The 18,974-nt window shown below is 68.0% G+C and carries 19 protein-coding genes; 12 read left to right on the top strand and 7 right to left on the bottom strand.

Annotated features, from left to right (window positions below):
- Positions 1 to 17: 17 nt before the first annotated feature.
- Entirely contained in the window at positions 18 to 776 is a 759-nt protein-coding gene (locus ABT313_RS13685) for a FadR/GntR family transcriptional regulator (protein WP_350852004.1), read from the bottom strand.
- Positions 777 to 901: 125 nt separating this feature from the next.
- Between ABT313_RS13685 and ABT313_RS13680 the strand changes: the two genes are divergently transcribed.
- The 11 genes from ABT313_RS13680 to ABT313_RS13630 all read left to right on the top strand — a co-directional run bounded on the left by ABT313_RS13680 (position 902) and on the right by ABT313_RS13630 (position 12,571).
- A complete protein-coding gene (locus ABT313_RS13680) occupies positions 902 to 2,422 on the top strand; it encodes an ABC transporter substrate-binding protein (RefSeq protein WP_350852001.1) in 1,521 nt (506 codons plus the stop codon).
- Positions 2,419 to 3,366, top strand: coding sequence for an ABC transporter permease (locus tag ABT313_RS13675; protein ID WP_350851998.1), 948 nt, complete (start codon positions 2,419 to 2,421; stop codon positions 3,364 to 3,366). The genes ABT313_RS13680 and ABT313_RS13675 overlap by 4 nt, the downstream gene beginning before the upstream one ends.
- A complete protein-coding gene (locus tag ABT313_RS13670; RefSeq protein ID WP_350851995.1) occupies positions 3,363 to 4,181 on the top strand; it encodes an ABC transporter permease in 819 nt (272 codons plus the stop codon). Before ABT313_RS13675 ends, ABT313_RS13670 begins: the two co-directional genes overlap by 4 nt.
- A complete protein-coding gene (locus ABT313_RS13665) occupies positions 4,178 to 5,131 on the top strand; it encodes an ABC transporter ATP-binding protein (RefSeq protein ID WP_350851992.1) in 954 nt (317 codons plus the stop codon). The genes ABT313_RS13670 and ABT313_RS13665 overlap by 4 nt, the downstream gene beginning before the upstream one ends.
- On the top strand, positions 5,124 to 5,993 hold the full coding sequence (locus tag ABT313_RS13660; protein WP_350851989.1) for an ATP-binding cassette domain-containing protein: 870 nt from the start codon (positions 5,124 to 5,126) through the stop codon (positions 5,991 to 5,993). The genes ABT313_RS13665 and ABT313_RS13660 overlap by 8 nt, the downstream gene beginning before the upstream one ends.
- On the top strand, positions 5,990 to 7,423 hold the full coding sequence (locus ABT313_RS13655; protein ID WP_350851986.1) for an aldehyde dehydrogenase family protein: 1,434 nt from the start codon (positions 5,990 to 5,992) through the stop codon (positions 7,421 to 7,423). The genes ABT313_RS13660 and ABT313_RS13655 overlap by 4 nt, the downstream gene beginning before the upstream one ends.
- Before the next feature lie 82 nt (positions 7,424 to 7,505).
- Positions 7,506 to 8,270 (top strand): SDR family NAD(P)-dependent oxidoreductase, encoded by a 765-nt coding sequence (locus ABT313_RS13650; RefSeq protein ID WP_350851984.1) that lies wholly within the window; start codon positions 7,506 to 7,508, stop codon positions 8,268 to 8,270.
- 9 nt (positions 8,271 to 8,279) lie between these two features.
- Entirely contained in the window at positions 8,280 to 9,641 is a 1,362-nt protein-coding gene (locus ABT313_RS13645) for an amidase (protein ID WP_350851982.1), read from the top strand.
- An 82-nt stretch (positions 9,642 to 9,723) separates the two neighbouring features.
- Positions 9,724 to 10,944 (top strand): NADH-quinone oxidoreductase subunit NuoH, encoded by a 1,221-nt coding sequence (gene nuoH / locus ABT313_RS13640; RefSeq protein WP_350851980.1) that lies wholly within the window; start codon positions 9,724 to 9,726, stop codon positions 10,942 to 10,944.
- A gap of 45 nt (positions 10,945 to 10,989) precedes the next feature.
- Positions 10,990 to 11,721, top strand: coding sequence for a TetR/AcrR family transcriptional regulator (locus tag ABT313_RS13635; protein WP_350851978.1), 732 nt, complete (start codon positions 10,990 to 10,992; stop codon positions 11,719 to 11,721).
- Positions 11,722 to 11,968: 247 nt separating this feature from the next.
- A complete protein-coding gene (locus ABT313_RS13630; RefSeq protein WP_350851976.1) occupies positions 11,969 to 12,571 on the top strand; it encodes a sigma-70 family RNA polymerase sigma factor family protein in 603 nt (200 codons plus the stop codon).
- Here ABT313_RS13630 and ABT313_RS13625 read toward each other — a convergent pair.
- The 4 genes from ABT313_RS13625 to ABT313_RS13610 all read right to left on the bottom strand — a co-directional run bounded on the left by ABT313_RS13625 (position 12,568) and on the right by ABT313_RS13610 (position 15,379).
- Positions 12,568 to 12,909, bottom strand: a complete 342-nt coding sequence (locus tag ABT313_RS13625; RefSeq protein ID WP_350851974.1) for a hypothetical protein — start codon at positions 12,907 to 12,909, stop codon at positions 12,568 to 12,570. The two genes, ABT313_RS13630 and ABT313_RS13625, sit on opposite strands and share 4 nt — an antisense overlap.
- A 328-nt stretch (positions 12,910 to 13,237) precedes the next feature.
- The gene (locus ABT313_RS13620) at positions 13,238 to 13,903 is read right to left on the bottom strand and encodes a hypothetical protein (protein ID WP_350851972.1); all 666 of its coding nucleotides are present in this window, start codon (positions 13,901 to 13,903) and stop codon (positions 13,238 to 13,240) included.
- Positions 13,904 to 13,980: 77 nt separating this feature from the next.
- Positions 13,981 to 14,718, bottom strand: a complete 738-nt coding sequence (locus tag ABT313_RS13615; RefSeq protein ID WP_350851970.1) for an SDR family NAD(P)-dependent oxidoreductase — start codon at positions 14,716 to 14,718, stop codon at positions 13,981 to 13,983.
- A 37-nt stretch (positions 14,719 to 14,755) separates the two neighbouring features.
- A complete protein-coding gene (locus ABT313_RS13610) occupies positions 14,756 to 15,379 on the bottom strand; it encodes an NADPH-dependent F420 reductase (protein ID WP_350851968.1) in 624 nt (207 codons plus the stop codon).
- A gap of 187 nt (positions 15,380 to 15,566) precedes the next feature.
- Between ABT313_RS13610 and ABT313_RS13605 the strand changes: the two genes are divergently transcribed.
- Positions 15,567 to 16,463 (top strand): LysR family transcriptional regulator, encoded by an 897-nt coding sequence (locus ABT313_RS13605; RefSeq protein WP_350851966.1) that lies wholly within the window; start codon positions 15,567 to 15,569, stop codon positions 16,461 to 16,463.
- A gap of 10 nt (positions 16,464 to 16,473) precedes the next feature.
- Here the strand turns inward: ABT313_RS13605 and ABT313_RS13600 are convergent, their stop codons facing one another.
- Positions 16,474 to 17,628: an amidohydrolase family protein gene (locus ABT313_RS13600; RefSeq protein ID WP_350851964.1), complete on the bottom strand. Its 1,155-nt coding sequence runs from the start codon at positions 17,626 to 17,628 to the stop codon at positions 16,474 to 16,476.
- Positions 17,625 to 18,935 carry a type I glutamate--ammonia ligase gene (locus tag ABT313_RS13595; protein WP_350851963.1) on the bottom strand — a complete coding sequence of 437 codons (1,311 nt, stop codon included), beginning with the start codon at positions 18,933 to 18,935 and terminating at the stop codon, positions 17,625 to 17,627. The genes ABT313_RS13600 and ABT313_RS13595 overlap by 4 nt, the downstream gene beginning before the upstream one ends.
- Positions 18,936 to 18,974: the final 39 nt, after the last annotated feature.

Genomic DNA, 18,974 nt, shown 5'->3' with positions numbered 1-18,974 from the left:
AATGCCACGGGACGTGCTCAGTCCTCTATGAGCGCACGCAAGGTTTCCTGCTCGGAGTCGGGCACGTACCCGCCGTAGTAGTCGAACATGTTCTGGCGGGCCAACCGGGCGGCGGCGTGGCCGTTGCCGGTGCGGATGGCGTCGACGACGTCGGCGTGGTGGTGCAGCGACTCGAGCATCAAGGCGCGGCTGTTCGGTGCCTGGGCGATCTTGTCCGAGATCAAGCTGAGGACGACGCCGCGGACGACCTCGTTGCAGGTCTGGATCAACGAGTTGCGGCTGATCCGGGCGATCAGCTCGTGGAAGGCGAGATCGGCCTGGCTGAACGCGTCGAAGTCGACGTCGATCGCGGCGCGCATCGCGACGAGCGTCTCCTCCAGCTCGTCGAGCTCCTCCGGCGTACGCAGCCTGGAAGCGACCTGGATCGCGGCGCCGTCCATGATCATCCGGAACCCGATCAGCTCGCTCAGGGTCAGCTCGTCGACGCGGGCCAGGCGAACCATCTGCTTGCGGAGCGCGGACTGCGAGAACGGCAGGATCTCCGGACCGTTCGGGTCGCCGGGCCGGGAGCGTACGACGCCGTTGCTCTCCAGCACCCGCAGCGCCTCGCGGACGGTCGACCGGCTGACCGCGAACTGCGCGACCAGCTCGCGCTCGCTTGGCAGTCGCTGGCCCGGGACCAGGTTCCCGCTGGCCAGTGCGTCCTCGACCTGTTCGACGATCCGTTCGTACGCGCGCACGGGCTGTACCGGGCTGAACTTCGGTCCAGTTGTCATCCGGCGCACCCCCTAGTCGCTTGACAGGTACTTGAGCAGGGACAAATCTAGTGGCCCAGTGATACCTAGTCCACTGGTCGGACCAGTTGCCCTAGTGACCGCAGTACTGCCGTGAAGGAGTTGGCGTGAAGTCGTCGTTTCGCATCCGGGCGGTCGCGTTCGTCGCCTCCGCGGCGGTGCTGGCCCTGACCGCCTGCTCAGCAGGTTCGGGTACGTCGGGCGGCGGGTCGGGCAGCTCTCCCGGCGGGGACCAGAAGCTGTCGGTGGGCCTGGTCGCCGAGCCGGCCAGCCTGGACTTCACCACCACCGACGGCGCCGCGATCCCGCAGGCGCTGCTCGGCAACGTGTACGAGACGCTGGTCAAGCAGGACGACTCCGGCAAGATCGTGCCGTCGCTGGCGAAGTCGTGGACGGTCTCGCCGGACCGCAAGACCTACACCTTCGACCTGGTCGACAACGCGAAGTTCACCAACGGTAAGCAGTTCTCCGCGAACGACGCCGTGTTCAGCATCAACCGGGTGAAGACGGCGTGGACGATCTCGCTGAAGGCCGCGATGGACGTCGTCGCCGGCGCGAAGGCGCTGTCCCCGACCCAGCTGCAGGTCACACTCGCCAAGCCGAGCAACGACTGGCTGTTCCGGATGACGACCCGGATCGGCGCGATGTTCTCCGAGAGCGGTGTCAGCGCGCTGGCGACCGACCCGGTCGGCACCGGCCCGTACAAGTTCTCGAAGTGGAACCGCGGCGACTCGATCGTCATGGTGCGCAACGACGACTACTGGGGCAGCAAGCCGTTCTTCCAGCAGATCACGCTGAAGTACTTCAAGGACGCGACGGCGCTGAACAACGCGCTGCTGACCAGCACGATCAACGTGATCGGCACGGTCCAGGCGCCCGAGGCGCTGAGCCAGTTCACCAGCAACTCCAAGTACCAGGTGATCGAAGGTACGACGAACGGCGAGGTGCTGCTCTCGTTCAACAACTCGCGCCCGGTGTTCAAGGACCTCCGGACCCGCCAGGCGATCCGGATGGCGATCGACCACAAGGCGCTGCTCGACACCTGCTGGGCCGGTCGCGGCAAGCTGATCGGCAGCATGGTCCCGCCGACCGACCCGTGGTACGAGGACCTCACCGGCGTCGCGCCGTACGACCTGGCCAAGGCGAAGTCGTTGCTGCAGGCATCCGGTGCGGCCGGCAAGACGCTCCGGCTGCGGCTGCCGACGTTGCCGTATGCAACGTCCTGCGGCCAGGTGGTGAAGAGCATGCTGGAGCAGGCCGGGCTGAAGGTGCAGATCGACCAGCTCGAGTTCCCGGCGGCCTGGCTGACCACGGTGTTCAAGAACGCCGACTACGACATGTCGATCATCGCGCACGTCGAGCCGCGCGACCTCGGCGCGGTGTTCAACGCGAAGTACTACACGCGGTACGACGACCCGACCCTGCAGGGCTATCTCGCCGCCGCGGACTCCGGTGACGAGGCCGCGCAGGTCGACAACATGAAGAAGGCGGCGCGCCGGCTGTCCGAGCAGGCCGCGGGCGACTGGCTGTTCCTGCTGCCGAACCTGATCGTCGCCGACAAGGACATCAAGGGTCTGCCGACCAACGCGATCACCGAGAACTTCGATCTCTCCAAGCTCGCCCGATGATTCTCCGCCTGATCGAGCGCACCGGTGTGTTCTTGGTCAGTCTTGCGGTGAGTTCGGTGCTGGTGTTCGCGTTCATGGCCGTGCTGCCGGGCGACCCGGCCCGGGTCGCGCTCGGCGTGAACGCATCCGATCAAGCGGTGGCCGAACTGCGGCAGCAGTTCGGCCTCGACCGACCGCTGCCGACGCAGTACTTCGACTGGCTGGGCGGACTGCTCCACGGCGACCTCGGCACGTCGTACGTATCGAAGGTGGCGATCGGGCCGCAGGTGTTCGACCGTCTGCAGGTGACGCTGTGGCTGGTCGTCGCCGGCATGATCATCGCGCTGCTCGTCGCCGTGCCGGCCGGCACCGTGATGGCTGCGCGGCACCGCAAGGTGTCCGGCCTCGCGCTCTCGGCCGTCTCCCAGGTCGGCGTCGCCGTACCGGCGTTCCTCGCCGGGATCCTGCTGATCGTCGTCTTCGCGGTCAAGCTCGGCTGGCTGCCCGCAAACGGGTGGACCCCGCCCGCCCAGGACCCCGCGATGTTCCTGAAGCAGCTGATCCTCCCGGCCCTCTCGCTAGGTCTGGTCCAGGGCGCTGTCCTCACGCGCTACGTCCGCAGTGCGGTCCTCGACGTCTTACGTGAGGACTACCTGCGGACCGCGCGGGCCAAGGGACTCAGGCCGTTCCAGGCGCTGTGGCGACACGGCCTCCGCAACGCCGCCGTTCCGGTCGTCACGGTCCTGGGTCTCCAGCTCGCGACGCTCCTCATCGGGGCGGTCGTAGTCGAACGAGTCTTCGTCATCCCCGGCCTGGGGAGCCTCCTCCTCGACGGCGTCTCGAACCGCGACCTCCTCCTGGTCCAAGACGTCGTCATGGTCCTCGTCCTGGCCGTGCTGCTGGTCAACTTCATCGTCGACCTCCTGTACGTCGCCCTCGACCCGCGCCTGCGGACGGCATCATGAAGCGCCTCAACCCGAGCCTGGTCGCCGGCGGTGTGATCGTCGGCGTCATCGTCCTGATGGCGCTGGTGTCCTTCGTCTGGACGCCGTACGACGCCACGCTCGTCACGCCCGCGTCCCGGTTGCTGAAGCCGTCGTGGTCGCACTGGTTCGGGACCGACAAGTTCGGGCGGGACGTGCTCAGCCAGATCATGGTCGGCTCGCGGACGACGCTGTTCATCGGCGTGGTCGCGGTCGGTGTCGCCGCGGTCATCGGCGTACCGCTCGGGGTCCTGGCGGCGATGGTACGACGGTGGCCGAGCGAGGCCATCATGCGCGCCAACGACCTGCTGCTCGCGTTCCCGGCGTTGCTGCTGGCAATCATGTTCGGCGCGGTGTTCGGGGCGAGCACGCTGACCGCGATGATTGCCATCGGCATCGCGTCGGTGCCGAGCTTCGCGCGCGTGATCCGCAGCGGCGCGCTGCAGGTGATGCGGACGGAGTACGTGCTCGCGGCGCGCGCGGCCGGCCGACGGCCGTGGCCGATCGCGGTCCGGCACGTCCTGCCGAACGTGACCAGCCTGATCACCGTGCAAGCGTCCGTGTCGTTCGCGATCGCCGTACTCGCGGAGGCGGCGCTCTCGTTCCTCGGATACGGCACGCCACCGCCGACACCGTCATGGGGCCGGATGCTGCAGGAGAGCCAGGAGTTCCTGTTCAGCGCGCCGCGGCTGGCGATCTTCCCCGGCATCGCGATCGCCATCGCCGTACTCGGCTTCAACCTCCTCGGTGACGGCCTCCGCGACCGCTTCGACCCGAAACTCGAGGACCGCCGATGAATGACGTGCTGACAGTTCGCGGGCTGTCCGTCAAGGTTCGCGACACGGCGCTGGTGTCGGACGTCGACCTCACCGTCCGCTCAGGGGAGCGGGTCGGGCTGATCGGCGAGTCGGGGTCGGGCAAGTCGTTGACGGCATTGAGCGTGCTCGGCCTGCTTCCGGAGGACGTGTACGCCGGCGGTTCGGTCCGCCTCGACGGCGTCGACCACGAGCTGATCGGCGCCGACGAACGCCGCATGTCGCAGGTCCGCGGCCGGGACATGGCGATGGTCTTCCAAGAGCCGATGACCGCGCTCAACCCGACCATGCGGGTCGGCGACCAGCTCGCCGAAGCGATGCTGATCCACAAGACCAAGCCCAAATCCGCGGCTCGCGCAGCGGCGGCCGAGCTCCTCGAGCGAGTGCAACTCCCGACCGACACCCTGCGCGCGTACCCGCACCAACTCTCCGGCGGTCAACGTCAACGTGTCGTCCTGGCGCTTGCCCTGGCCAACGATCCGTCGCTCCTGATCTGCGACGAGCCGACCACAGCTCTCGACGTCACCGTCCAGGCCCTGGTCCTCGACCTGATCGTTCGCGGCGTCATGGACCGCTCGTCCGCCCTCCTCTTCATCACTCACGACCTCGCCGTCGTCGCGACCGTCTGCGAACGAGTGCTGGTCATGTACGGCGGACGTGTCATTGAGTCCGGACCCGTCGCCGACGTGTTCACGCGGCCCCGCCACCGCTACACCGAGGGCCTGCTCGCGGCGTCCGACCTCGACACCACGGCCCGTCGACTCACCACGATCCCCGGCAACGTGCCGCCCGCGGGCAAGTTCCCGTCCGGCTGCGTCTTCCGGACCCGCTGCGCCTACGCCACCGCCCTGTGCGAAGAGTCTCCGCCATGGTCGGGCGACGAGGCGGAGGGTTTCGCCTGCCATCACCCCGCGGGGGTGGCCGATGCCTGAGCACATCCCGACGACGCACGAGCTCGAGACGCCGACCGCGATCCAGGTCGTCGACGTCGTCCGCGACTATCCGCGGCCGCGAACCTCGTTGTTCCAGCCGGCTCCGGTCGTCCATGCGCTGCGTGGCGTGAGCCTGGAGGTCAAGCAGGGCGAGCGCTTCGGCATCGTCGGCGAGTCCGGCTGCGGCAAGTCCACGCTGCTGCGCATCATCGCAGGCCTCGACCGCGCGACGTCCGGGAACGTGATTGTCGAAGGCACCGATATCACCCGGCTGTCCGATCGTCGCCTGCGCTTCCTCCGCGAGAACCTGCAGCTCGTCTTCCAGGACCCGATGAGTTCCCTCGACCCACGCATGCGGGTCCGCGACATCATCGCCGAGCCGCTCGTCGTCCAAGGTCATCCCGCTTCGGGCGAACGCGTTCGCGAGCTGCTCGAGGCCGTCGGCCTGTCCGCGGACGCCGGCAACAGGTATCCGCACCAGTTCTCCGGCGGCCAGCGTCAGCGCATCTCGATCGCACGTGCGCTCGCGCCCCGTCCACGCATCCTGATTGCGGACGAGCCGGTGAGCGCACTCGATGTATCGATCCGCGCCCAGGTCCTCAACCTGATCTCGGACCTGGTCGACGAGCTCAATCTGACGCTGGTCTTCGTCTCGCACGACCTCTCCGTCATCAAGCACGTGTGCGACCGCGTCGCTGTCATGAGCGCCGGCCAGATCGTCGAGACCGGTTACACCGGCGACGTGTACGCCGCCCCGCAGCATCCGTACACCCAGCGCCTGGTCTCGGCCATCCCCACGCTTCAGCGCGCCCTTTCCGGGGCGACCACGTCCGACCTGCTCGCGAAGGGAGATCCAGCGTGAAGTTCCCAGCCGGCCTGCCGATCGGTGCGGCCTGGGTCGAGGCACCGGCCACGGCGCCGGTGATCTTCCCGTACGACGGTTCGACGGTCGCCGACGCGCCGGTCGGTGATGTCGAGCTCGCACGGGCCGCGCTCGACAACGCCCTGTCCGTCCGGGAGACGGTCGGGCGGCTTCCGTCGTACCTGCGCCGGAAAGTCTTGCAGAGCGTGCATTCCGCGGTGCTTGCTGCGCGCAACGAGTTCGTCGACTTGCTGGTGCTTGAGACCGGCAAGCCGCTGGTCGACTGCCGGGTGGAGATCGACCGGACGTTGCTCACGCTGGAGACGTCGGCCGAGGAGGTCGCTCGGCTGCACGGCGAGACGGTGCCGCTCGATCTGCTGCCGAGCGGTGAGGGGCTGCAAGGTTTCTGGGTGCGTAAGCCGATCGGTGTTGTCGTCGGGATCACCGGGTTCAACTACCCGTTGTTGCTCGCGGCACACAAGGTCGCGCCGGCGTTCGCGGCGGGTTGTCCGATCATCGTGAAGCCCGCGCCGCAGACGCCGCTGGCCACGCTGTGGCTGGTCCATCTCATGCGCTCGGCTCTTGCCGACGCGGAAGCGCCGGAGAGCGCCGTCCAGCTGGTGACCGGCGGGGCCGACGTCGGCGCGACGCTCACCACTGACACTCGCGTTGGTGCCGTCTCGTTCACCGGATCTGCTGCCGTCGGTCACCGCATCGCGCGTGATGCGGCTCCGACCAAAGTCCTGCTCGAGCTCGGTTCGAACTCCGCGCTGGTTGTTGCCGAGGACGCCGATCTCGATGCGGCCGCCGACGCGATCGTGCGCGGCGGGTACTACGCGTCCGGTCAGGCATGCATCTCCGTCCAGCGTGTGATCGCGGTCGAGTCCGTTCGCCAAGCATTGTTGGACAAACTCGGTGCTCGGCTCCCGGCCGTCGTGGTCGGAGACCCGCGCGATCCGGAGACGCGGGTGTCCGCGCTGATCAACCCTGCGTCCACCGATCGGGTCCGCGAATGGGTTGGCGATGCGGTCCACGCGGGCGGGTCGATCGCGTACGAGGCGCCGGGCGATGTGCTCGGGCCGATCGTGCTGACCGACGTACCCAGCGGCCTGCCTGCGTGGGACGAGGAGATCTTCGGGCCGGTCATCGCGGTACGGTCCGTGCCGGACATCGACAGTGCGCTGCGGGCCGTGAACGAGACGCGGTACGGCCTGCACGCCAGCGTTTTCACGTCGTCGCTGGACACCGCGTTCGCCGCGATCGACCGGTTGGACGTCGGCGGCGTGGTCATCAACGACGTACCGGGGTTCCGCTCTGACGTGATGCCGTACGGCGGCGTCAAGGACTCCGGCACCGGCCGCGAGGGCCCCCGCTTCGCAATCGAGGAACTCACCACCACTCGGATGGCCATCATCCGCCCCCGCCCATGAATCCCACTTTGTGCACGGGATCCGCATCGCGGGCGTTCCGCAGTACGGATCTGGTGCACAAAGTCGAAGGAGTTGACCCTGGATGACGGACTACGCCAACCTGTTCCGGCTCGACGGGAAGCATGCGGTGGTGATCGGGGCGGGGAGTGGGATCGGCCGCGAGAGCGCGCTGGCGCTGGCGGCGCACGGGGCGCGCGTGACGTGTGCGGACCGGGATCTCGCGGCTGCGCGGGAGACGGCGGGGACCGCGCTCACGGCGTACGCGCTGGATGTGCTGGACGATGCGGCGATCACGCGGGCGGTCGACGAGCTGGATCCTGTGGACGTGCTGGTGTTCACGGCGGCGACCAATGTGCGGAAGCGGATCCTGGACTACAGCGGTGAGGAGTTCGACCGGGTGGTGTCGCTGAACCTGCGGGCGTCGTTCGAGCTGATCCGCGCGTTCGGCAAGGGGATGGCCGAGCGGGGGAGCGGCAGCATCATCGGGTTCAGCTCGATCCGCGGGACCACAGTCGAGCCTGGACAATCGGTGTACGCGGCAACAAAGGCCGGGCTGGTGCAGTTGTTGCGTACGGCGGCCGCCGAGCTCGGGCCGTCCGGCGTACGGGCGAACGCGATTGCACCCGGTGTCGTCGAGACGCCGCTCACCGCGCAGATCAAGGCCGATCCGGGCTGGTACGACGCCTACGCGCAAAAAGGCGCACTCGGTCGCTGGGCCAGGCCGAGTGAGCTCGCGGGCGCGGTGGTCTACCTCGCGTCGGATGCCGCGAGCTTCGTGACCGGGAGCGTACTCGCGGTCGACGGCGGCTGGACCGCGGTCGACGGCCGCTTCGACCCACCGAACTGAGGGGTGTGCATGAATCTCGCCGACCTGACTGCTGTCGACCTGCTGGCGAAGTACCGCGACGGCTTGGTGTCACCCGTCGAGGTGATCGACGATGTGCTGGCTCGCGTGGAGCAGCTCGAGCCTCGGATCTGCGCGCTCTACGCACTGGATCCGGCCGGCGCGCGGGCGGCGGCCCATGAGTCGGAGCGCCGCTGGCGGGACGGTACGGCGGGCCCGCTGGACGGCGTACCGGTGACGGTGAAGGAGAACATCGCAACCCGGGGTACGCCGGTGCCGCAGGGGACCGCGGCGACCGAGCTGATCCCGGCCGTGGAGGATGCGCCGGCCGCTGCCCGGTTGCGGGACGCGGGCGCTGTGATCTTCAGCAAGACCACGATGCCGGAGTACGGGATGCTCTCGTCGGGCGTCTCGACGTTCCATCACCTGACCCGCAATCCGTGGGATGTCAGCAAGACTGCCGGCGGGTCGAGTGCCGGTGCCGCGGCTGCTGCGGCGGCCGGCTACGGTCCGATCCACCTCGGGACCGACATCGGCGGCTCGATCCGGCTGCCGGCAGGCTGGTGCGGACTGGTCGGCATCAAGCCCACGCATGGCCGGGTTGCGGTCGGGAATCCCTACCCTGGAAGGGCGATCGGGCCTCTCAGCCGTACGGCGGCCGACGCGGCGCTGGCGTTGTCCGTGATCTCCGGGTACGACCCGCGGGACTACACGTCGTTGCCGGCGGCCTCGGACAGCTACGAGATCGCGGTCGACGGTCTCCGGGTCGCTCTGCTGCTGGACGCCGGCGTCGGCCTGCCCGTCGATCCCGAGGTCGCGGCGGCCGTCTCGTCGACCGCGAGTCAGCTCGAGAAGGCCGGTGCCCGGGTCGAGCCGATCGGCCCGATCATCACCCGCGAGATGCTCGACGGGCTGGATCGCTTCTGGCGGATCCGCTCTGCGACGGACATCGCGGCGCTGCCGGAGGAGCGGCGCGCGAAGGTCCTCCCGCAGATCCGCGAGTGGGTGTCGACGGCGGGAGATCTGTCCGGCTCCGACGTCTTCCACGGCTACAGCCAGATGGGTGCGATGGCGGCTGCGGTCGGGCGGGTGTTCACGACGTACGACGTGATCCTGTCGCCGGTCGCGCCGATCACCGCGTTCCCGGCCGAGCTCGCGTATCCGACCGACGACCCCTCCAAGCCGTTCGAACACATCGCCTTCACCGTTCCCTACAACATGTCGCACCACCCGGCGACCACCGTCAACGCGGGCTGGTCCTCGTCGGGGCTGCCCATCGGCGCTCAGCTGGCCGTGCCTCATCACCAGGACCTGACCGCGCTGGCCCTGGCCGCTCAGCTCGAGACCCACCAGCGGGAGTGGCCGACGAGCTGACCGTTCACCGGGCTTGCGACTCGACACTCTTAACTGATACATCGTATCTGTTAAGGGAGTCGAGTTGACGAGGTGATGTCTCATGCCCGGGCTGACGCAGTTCGGCCACGACGCCTGGTGGCTCATGCTGCTCAAGGCCGTGCTGATCTTCGTGCTGCTGATGGTGCTGACGCTGTTCAACATCTGGGCGGAGCGTCGCGTGGTCGCGCGGATGCAGCAGCGCATCGGTCCGAGCGTCAACGGGCCGTTCGGTCTGCTGCAGTCGCTGGCCGACGGGATGAAGCTGATCCTGAAGGAGGACCTGATCCCGAAGACGGCCGACAAGGTGATCTTCCTGTCCGCGCCGCTGATCGTCGTGGTTCCGGCGTTCCTGACCTGGTCGGTGATCCCGTTCGGGCCGACGGTGCGGCTGCCGTGGAGCGACATCCGCACGCCGTTGCAGCTGACCGACATGCCGGTCGGGGTGATCTTCGTACTAGCGATGGCGTCGGTCGGCATCTACGGGATCGTGCTGGGCGGCTGGTCGTCCGGGTCGACGTACTCGCTGCTCGGTGGGCTGCGCTCGAGCGCCCAGATGATCTCGTACGAGGTGTCGATGGGGCTCTCGTTCGTCGCCGTGTTCCTGTACGCCGGATCGATGTCGACGTCGCAGATCGTCGCCGCGCAGGACCGGATCTGGTACGGGCTGATCCTCGCGCCGTCGTTCGTGGTCTACGTGATCTCGATGGTCGGCGAGACCAACCGCGCGCCGTTCGACCTGCCCGAGGCCGAGGGGGAGCTGGTCGGCGGATTCCACACCGAGTACTCCGGGGCGAAGTTCATGCTGTTCTTCCTCGCGGAGTACGTGAACATGGCGACGGTGTCGGCGCTCGCGACCACGCTGTTCCTCGGCGGTTGGCATGCGCCCTGGCCGATCAGTTTCTGGGACGGCGCGAACAGCGGCTACTGGCCGGTCCTGTGGTTCATGGGCAAGGTGATGTGCTTCATCTTCGTGTTCATCTGGCTGCGGGGATCGCTGCCGCGGCTGCGGTACGACCAGTTCATGCACTTCGGCTGGACGCGGCTGATGCCGTTGTCGCTGCTGTGGATCCTCGCGGTCGCGACGGCCCGCACGATCGACCTGCGTGCGGGGATCGAGCGGCAGTGGCTGTTCGCTGGGATCGCGGTGTGTCTGGTCGTCATCGGCAGCTTGTTCTTCGTCTCAGAGAAGAAGCAGTCGGATGTTGCGGCGAAGCAGGACGCCGCGGAGTTCGATGCCTTCGCGGGTGGGTATCCGGTGCCGCCGCCGGCGAAGGTCCCGTGACCGGGAGGCTCGATGTCGCCGTACCGGGGTCGTACGATGCCCGACATGGCGCTCCCCTCGTCACGTGACGACAACACCCAGCCCGCGGGACCGGTCTGGGCGCGGAACGATCGCCAGCCGCGGCGCCGGACGCTCACCCGGGAGTCGATCGTGCAGGCGGCAATCGCGATCGCGGACCGCGACGGGCTCGACGCCGTCTCGATCCGCAGCGTCGCGGCAGGGCTGAGCGTCCGGCCGATGAGTCTGTACGGTCACGTGTCGAGCAAGGACGACCTGCTGGACCTGATGTTCGACCAGTTGGCGGGGGAGAGCGTGCTCGGCGCGGATCTCCCGGGCGATTGGCGCAGTGCGCTCGAGGCGATTGCCCGGCGTACCAGGGACCAGGGACTGGCGCACCCGTGGTCGATCGAGTTGCTGGTCGACCGGATCCAGCTGGGCCCGAACACGCTCCGCGTCCTCGACGAGTGGATCCGCGCGCTGGCGCCACTGTCGGTGACCGCGGACGAGGCGTGGAGCATCGCGACCGCTGTGAACGACTACACCGTTGGCTATGTGACTCGCATGTCCGCCCAGCGTCGCGCCGTACCGACGGATCCGAACGCGGCCGGGGAGTGGACGACGACCGTCAACAACTACCTGACCGAACGAGCCTCGAGCGGCGATCACCCTCATATAGCGCCCCTCCTGCGTGAGGGTTTCGCGGCCCAGCCCGACAGCTTCGAACCCGGCCTGGCCTGGCTCCTCGACGCTATCGAACGCAAGCACACCCCGAACTGACGCAGATGGAGTAGGCATGGACGACTCCGGGTTGATCGCGCACTGCTACCGCATGCTCGGCTCCATCACGGAGGCCGTCGAGATCGCCGGCGGCGTGTCCGACTACGGCGACGCCACTCTCGCCTGACTCGACCGCGCCGGGACCCGTCCGCTCCCGTCCGACCTGGCCGCCCCCAGCGCGCATCCGGAGGGCGCACTCTCGGAAAGCTCGGAGATCCTCTGGCTCGAGCCGATCCCCGAGCACCTGATGGACGGCCGCCCGGTCGACCTCGGCCTGATCGCCGCCCTCCAACGCATCGCTCCACGCGAACGAGCCGCGACCGTACTCCACGACATCGAGGGCTGGCCTACCGCGCGCATCACTGGTTTGTTGGGCGACGTACGCCCTGTGCCGGTCGTCGCGGCGCCGCCCGTCGTACCGGATGAGGCGCTGCTGGCGCGGTATCGCGCTGCCTTCGAGGAGTACGACGTACCCGCGATCGTCACGCTCTTCACCGACGACGCGATCTGGGAGATGCCGCCGTTCACGTCCTGGTTCCGCGGCGCCCGCGACATCGGCCGCCTCATCTCCACCCACTGTCCCGCCGAACACGCCGGCGACCAGTACCTCGTCCCCCTGAAGGCGAACGGCCTACCCGCCTTCGCCGTCTACATGCGTGACCCCCGCGACAACATCCACCACGCCTTCCAGATCCAGGTCCTCACCCTGACGGCCACCGCAATCATCCACGCAGTCGCCTTCTTCGACCTGTCCCTCTTCCAAACCTTCCACCTCCCAGACCTCCTCCAAGGCCTCCCACCCAACCCCTACGACGGCACCCTCAAACCCCACATCGAACGCCGGCACTAATCCACCGCGGCGTTGAGCCGCGCGGCTGCCTTGCTGACAAGTTGTGTGAACACTGCATCGGTGATCCGCTCGCCCGACGCCTCCAGGTCGAGCACCGTGCCACCCCGCACCAAGTACGCGACATACAGCACCACATCTGACGAGTCGCCATCGATCGACGCATCGAATCGCAGCGCAATCCCGTCGGCCACACCACGAACCGGCAGCCGCTTCGCGGCCCAGCGGTACGTTTCGTGGTTGATAGCCATCGTGTACTTCGTGCACTTCGCCAACCCGCTGGTGACGTCGGGGACGACCGAGTCCGCGCGAGTCGGCCAGGACCAAACGAACTCGGTCACCGACTGGAGCGGCTCCCTGGTGAAGTACTGCCCCCGAACGGCCGTGGCAGGCTCGCCCAAGATGTCCGTGGGATGCCGGAAAACCAGGCACTCCGGCGGGTCGTACTGCCCCCGAGACCCGGGAGCCGGACGGGGATCCGTGGCTACACCACCGTCCCATCCCTTCGGGAAGTCGCTCACCAACAGAGCAGCCTTCATCGCCTGGCCCACCGCCAACGGCGCAACCGGCGTGCTGGGCGGCGTATTGCCGTCAGCAGTCACGGTCTGCGGGGAGCAGGCGGTCGCAACCAACAGAACCACCACGAGGACGAGTCGACGCACGGGAGTACTAATTCACAACGGCATCGAGCCGTGCAACTGCCTTCACGAGGAGGGCGGTGAAGGAGGCTGTGGTGGGGAACGTGTCGTTGTGGGCCTGGAGGGTGAGGAGGGTGTTGCCGCGGACCACGTAGGCGGAGTACGAGAGTGGCTTGAAGGTTGTGTTGGCGAAGCCCGCGCCCAGGACAATGCCGTCCTTCAGACCGGGGACCGACAGCTGCCGTACGGCGACTCGGTACGGCTCCTTCAGACTGACCACCCAGGTGCCGGTGACGGTCGGGCAGCCGGGCAGGCCTTCGGTGATCCGTTGGAGAAGCGGCGCGGCCGAGGTCGTCCACGAGCTGATCGTCTCCTGGACATCCTGGTTGTTCATCGGGTCGCGAGCCTGGACGAAGTACTGAGCCCGAACCGAACTCGCCGGAGCCCCCAGAACCCGCATCGGATTCCGCACCACCCAGCAGTCGCCCGGCTCGTACTGAATACCGTCGTTCACTGCAGGACTCGGATCCGGCGCCACCCCACCCTCAAACCCCTTCGGCAGGTCCGCAAGAGTCAGCGCAGCCTTCGACGCTTGCGCCACCGGCACCACCGACGGCGTCGCGGGTGGAGGTTGAACAGTCTGCGCCGAGCACGCCGTTACCAGCAGCAGCACGACAGCGGCAGCGATACGGCGCACTCAGAACTCGCCGCAGATCTGGTGGGCCTTCGTGGATCTCTGCTGGTTCAGCACCTGCGTATGTTAGCGGGAGGTGGTCAGATGGCTGTGGTGCCGCCGTCGGCAACCAGTTCTAGACCGTTGACGTAGCTGGAGTCGGATGAGGCGAGGAAGAGGGCTACTGCGGCGATCTCGTCGGGGCGGCCCATTGTGCCGCGTGGGATCAGGGACTCGAAGGCTGCCTTCGTTTGCTCGTCGAACAGTTCCTCCTGTTTCGCGGTCGCGACCTGGCCGGGGGTCAGTACGTTCACCCGGATCCGCCGGTCCCGCAATTCGTTGAGCCATACGCGGGCCCAGGCCTGCTGCACGGCCTTGCTCCCGGCGTACAGACTCCATCCGGGGAAGGCGCCGAGCGACGCGTTCGATCCGGTCATGAAGATCGAGCCGTCGTCGTTGATCAACGGCAACGCCTTCTGCACCGTGAACAGCGTCCCGCGCGCGTTCAGCCAGAACGCGGCGTGGAACTGCTCCTCGGTGATCTCACCGAGCTTGCCCGGCTCGCCCATCCCTGCGCTGGCCCACAGGACGTCGATCGAGCCTTTCTCCTTCTCCACCGTCTCGTACAAACGGTCGAGGTCGTCCAGGTCGGCCGCGTCGCCCCGCACCGCGGTCACGTTTCGACCGATCTGCTGTACGGCGGCGTCCAGCGCATCCTGCCGCCGGCCCATGATGAAGACATGAGCTCCTTCGGCCACGAACAGTTCGGCCCCGGCCAGCGCCATACCGGTTGATCCTCCGGTGATCACTGCAACCTTGTCATCGAGCTTTCCCACCATCACTCCTTGATTTCGACGAATACCTGGGTCCGTGCCGTCAGCCGAGAACGTTGACGGCGAGGGCGATGTCGAAGGTGCCCGCGCCGTGGCGGGCCACGCCCATCAGCAGGGGCCCGACACCTTCCAGCCATCGGGCCATCTCGAGACCGCCGACGTCGAGCGGACGCAGCCCGAGGCTCTCGATGAACGTCGACGCGTCGGCCTTGGCCCGCGCGTCATCCCCGGCAAACAGCACATCCAACGGACGTTCCTGGGTCAGGACGTGGCCGAAGACGGTGTTGAACGCCTTCACGACGTGCGCGCTCGCCGGTGCGGCCTTGGCGATCTCTTGCGCTCCGGACGTGCCGTCAGGCGTGACAAGTCCGGTCGCGTCGGCGTCGAAGGTATTGGAGATGTCGATGACGACCTTCCCGGCCAGCGCGTCGCCGTACTGCGTGACGACCGCGGCGGCGCTGGCGTACGGCACCGCGAGTACGACGATGTCGCCGGCAGGGACAGCGCCGAACGTCCCCACCGTGGCGCCGCCACCGAGTTCCGCGGCCAGGTCCGTTGCCTTGGCCGGATCGCGGCCGACAAGTTCGACCGAATTGCTGCCCGCGACCGCGCGAGCCGCTATTGCGCGGGCCATTCCGCCCACGCCGATGAAACTGACCTTGCTCATAAGTGTGCCTGCTTTCTGGAGCTGAACAGCACGGCATTCCCGCACATTCCCGGCAAGAATCCGGTGCGGTATTCCTTGATCGAATTCGCTCGTGCCCTATTGACAATGCCATCGGCCGGAGCGCGTGTCCAAGACCTCTTTCAGTCGTGGTGATACCTTGAGGGCATTGCCGGACCGGGAGGCTCCCATGGATCTGGACCTGCGCAAGCTGCGCTACTTCGTCGCTGTCGCGGACAGGCTGCACTTCGGCCGCGCCGCCGAGGAGCTGCACATCGCGCAGCCGGTGCTCAGCCGGCAGATCCGTGCTCTGGAACAGGATCTCGGGGTGTTGCTGTTCATCAGGGACAGCCACGGCGTGGAGCTGACCGACGCGGGTCGGCAGCTGCTGGACGACGCCGGTTCGCTGCTCGCGTCGGTGCGCGGAGTCCAGCGCCGGGTGTCCGTGGCCGGCCGCGGGAGCAGACGGCTGGTGATCGGCTTCCGCACCGGCATCCCGGTCATTCCGGCGGCGCGGGTGTTCGAGGCTCGGAACCCAGACGTGGTCCTGGACGTCCAGCGGATGGAGTGGGACGACCAGGCCCTGATGCTGCTGGACGGCCGCGTCGACGTGGGCTACGTACGGCTGCCGGTCGACAAGACCGGACTGCGCCTGACTCCGCTCTACACCGAGCCGCTCATGGTCGCGCTGCCCGGCGACCATCGATTGGCCGGCAAGGACGAGATCGCCGAGGCCGACCTGGACGGTGAGCCGCTCGTCTGGCACGCCGACCCGAGCACGCTGCCCACCAGGCGCCCGCACCCCGACTCCGGAGTCCGGGCGCGCGGGGTGGAGGAGAAGCTCGAGCACGTCGCGGCAGGCCGGGGCGTGTCGTTCGTCGGGCGGTCGGAGACCGTGTTCTACTCACGCCCCGACATCAGCTATGTGCCAATCCCGGAATTACCGCCTGAACAGATCTACCTCGCAGTCGCTGAATCGCGCACCTCGCGAATGGTCAACGACTTTCTCGCCGCTGCTCAGGAAACGGCGGAGATCACCGCCGAATGCGGCAACTACGAGATGTGGCAGGCGCAGATCAGGGGCTAGGCCGCAAGATCTACTCCAGCCCGTACGCGCGGAGTGCGTTGCCGCGGCCGAGCAGCTCGGCGTAGCGGTGGATGTCGGTTTTGCCGGCGAGGTTCTCGGTTAGCCACTCGGTGAGGATGCGGCCGACGGCTCGGCGCCATAGCTGGGCTCCGCAGAGGTATAGCTCGGGTAGGCCGAAGGCGTCCGAGGCGTAGAGGACCTTGTGCAGTGGGGCGATCTCCAGCGACTGGCGCACCATTGTCTCGGCGGACGGGCCGGTGTGGGAGACCGCTAACGACGTATCCATCCAGACATGTGGGAACAGGTGCGCGAGGATCCCAGCCTCGCGGATGTAGGGGTAGCAGTGGAGCAGCATCAGCTGCGCGCCGGTCTCGCGGGTCGCATGCGCGAACCCAGTGAGGTGGGAGGGATCGCAGCGGTGCAGCACGATGTCCGGATCGCCGAAGCCGACATGCAGCTGGATGGGCTTGCCGAACCCGACCGCGCGCCACAGGAGATGCCGCAACAGCACCGGATCGGTGAGCCGGACCGGGGCGCCCGACTCGATTCCTGCGAGCCACCGACCAGCGGCAGCGGTCACCTCGCCGTACGTCGGCGGAGCCGGGTCGAAGTCGAGTCCGTACCTGTAGGCGATGATCGACTTGACTCCGACGGCCTGCTCGAGAGCCGAGCCCAACGCGTCCTCGAAGGAGTTGGCGAACCCGGCCGCCGTACAGCCGGGCGCGATCGACTCGGCAAGCGACTCCAGCCGCACGATTTCCTCAGTGACCGCCCCGGTCAACTGCGCCATCGCCGGCGGCGTCATGACAGTGGAGGCACTGAAACCCGTGTCGAGCAAGTACCTCTCGGTGCCGCTCGCGGACAGCAGACGAGCGCTGACCTCCGCGTCGCCCAACTCACCACGCCGCTTCAGATAATCCTCGCCCGTGCAGTGCGCCGGCAGGTCGAGCAGCGGGGCACACAGTGCGCGTACGGCGATGCCGAACGGGTTGTCGAACACCGATGTGCCGGGCGGGGCGGGCCAGTCCGACTCGGAGGCCAGCAGTTCGAACTCGGCGTCCGCGATCGCGCCGGTCCGTACGCCGTGGCAGTGATGGTCGATCAACGGCAGCCCGGCCACGAACTCCGCGACGTCCCCAGCCCGTGCGGTTCCGTTGCCGCTCATCCCGACCACGAGAACCGCAACCGGTCGGCCACCGCGGACGGGTCCTGGTCAGCGAAGACGGCGACCTCGTGGCGCCGTACGGCGAGCAGCGCGGACAGCAACTCCGGGCCGAGTATTCGGCGAGCCAGCGGCGAATCCTGGAGAGCGTCGAGGGCGGTCGACTGGTCGGTCGGCAGCGTCGGATGCCCGGCCTCAGCCGGATGCGTCGTCACCTCCGCGGGCAAGTTTGCCGAGCGCCGCAGCCCGTCCGCGATGAGGCCGAGCACCGTCGCGGCCGCGAGGTACGGATTGGCGGACGGGTCGACGCATTTGACCTCGAGGTTCGCGTTGCCCGCGTGGACCGCGCACAACCGGACTGCCGCCTCGCGGTTCTCCAAACCCCAGCAGGGAAAGGCCCCGGACCAATGCCCAGGCAGCAGCCGTCCGCCGGACAGCACCGACCCGGCGAGTACGCCGATGACCTCGGGCAGCCCGGCGACGATGCCGCCGATCGCCGCCCCGCCCTCGGTGGTCAGCCCGTGCGGCCCATGTCCGCCGGAGAACAGCGGTTCGCCGTCGCGGATGAGCGAGACGTGCACGTGCGCGCCGTTGCCGCTGCCGCCTGCGAACGGCAGCGGCGAGAACGACGCGGCCAGCCCTGCACGGCGCGCCGCCCGGCTGATCACGATCCGAGCAAGCACAGTGGCGTCGGCCGCGGCGACCGGATCGGCTGCGGCGAAGGAGATCTCGTACTGGCTGTCGCCGTACTCCGCATGGCACTGATCGACCTCGAGCCGCGCGACCCGGAAGTCGTCGAGTAGGGCCAGCAGGAACTCCTCCCGATCCAACGCCGCAGTGCCTCCGTAGGCGTTCCACGGCCGCTCGTCCAGCGCCGACCCGTCAGCGGCGGTGAGCACGAACTCGACCTCGCACCCGACCGTCGCGGCGACCCCGAGCGATGCCAACTCACGAACCGCCTCACGCAACCGGCCACGCGTGCAGAGCGCGGAGAGCTCACCCGACTGCTCGTAGAACTCCGCCGGAGCCCACGCCAAGCCGTTCCCCAGCACCCGCGCGGCCTGCAGATCGGGCCGCAACCGCTGATCTCCGAGTACGCCGATCTCAGGCGTGAACGCGATCCCGTTGTCGACGCAGAAGACGTGCCAGCTGGGCGCCGCGCCCAGCCCGGAAGCACCTGCCTGCGCGATCCGATCGCGCGGCACGAGTTTCATCCGCAGCACACCACCGGGATCGACCGCGGTTACCGCGAGCGCGGTCACCGACGTCAGGTCTTGCTCGTCCTGGACAGGAAGAAGAGGCAACGACATGCAGAACACTCTGCCAGCGCCCCGCCCGCCCCGCCTGCT

Source organism: Kribbella sp. NPDC000426 (assembly GCF_040300265.1).
Lineage (GTDB): Bacteria > Actinomycetota > Actinomycetes > Propionibacteriales > Kribbellaceae > Kribbella.
The sequence above is the reverse complement of the archived record's forward strand: the minus strand, read 5'-3'. Positions and strand labels throughout refer to the sequence as shown.

Bases quoted from the DNA above. Each gene is read 5' to 3' on its own strand.
- ABT313_RS13605 (WP_350851966.1), top strand. From the start codon at position 15,567: ATGGATCTGGACCTGCGCAAGCTGCGCTACTTCGTCGCTGTCGCGGAC.
- ABT313_RS13635 (WP_350851978.1), top strand. From the start codon at position 10,990: ATGGCGCTCCCCTCGTCACGTGACGACAACACCCAGCCCGCGGGACCG.
- ABT313_RS13685 (WP_350852004.1), bottom strand. From the start codon at position 776: ATGACAACTGGACCGAAGTTCAGCCCGGTACAGCCCGTGCGCGCGTAC.
- ABT313_RS13645 (WP_350851982.1), top strand. From the start codon at position 8,280: ATGAATCTCGCCGACCTGACTGCTGTCGACCTGCTGGCGAAGTACCGC.
- ABT313_RS13660 (WP_350851989.1), top strand. From the start codon at position 5,124: ATGCCTGAGCACATCCCGACGACGCACGAGCTCGAGACGCCGACCGCG.
- ABT313_RS13615 (WP_350851970.1), bottom strand. From the start codon at position 14,718: ATGGTGGGAAAGCTCGATGACAAGGTTGCAGTGATCACCGGAGGATCA.
- ABT313_RS13650 (WP_350851984.1), top strand. From the start codon at position 7,506: ATGACGGACTACGCCAACCTGTTCCGGCTCGACGGGAAGCATGCGGTG.
- ABT313_RS13670 (WP_350851995.1), top strand. From the start codon at position 3,363: ATGAAGCGCCTCAACCCGAGCCTGGTCGCCGGCGGTGTGATCGTCGGC.
- ABT313_RS13595 (WP_350851963.1), bottom strand. From the start codon at position 18,935: ATGTCGTTGCCTCTTCTTCCTGTCCAGGACGAGCAAGACCTGACGTCG.
- ABT313_RS13610 (WP_350851968.1), bottom strand. From the start codon at position 15,379: ATGAGCAAGGTCAGTTTCATCGGCGTGGGCGGAATGGCCCGCGCAATA.
- ABT313_RS13665 (WP_350851992.1), top strand. From the start codon at position 4,178: ATGAATGACGTGCTGACAGTTCGCGGGCTGTCCGTCAAGGTTCGCGAC.
- ABT313_RS13675 (WP_350851998.1), top strand. From the start codon at position 2,419: ATGATTCTCCGCCTGATCGAGCGCACCGGTGTGTTCTTGGTCAGTCTT.
- ABT313_RS13600 (WP_350851964.1), bottom strand. From the start codon at position 17,628: ATGAGCGGCAACGGAACCGCACGGGCTGGGGACGTCGCGGAGTTCGTG.
- ABT313_RS13630 (WP_350851976.1), top strand. From the start codon at position 11,969: ATGGACGGCCGCCCGGTCGACCTCGGCCTGATCGCCGCCCTCCAACGC.
- nuoH (WP_350851980.1), top strand. From the start codon at position 9,724: ATGCCCGGGCTGACGCAGTTCGGCCACGACGCCTGGTGGCTCATGCTG.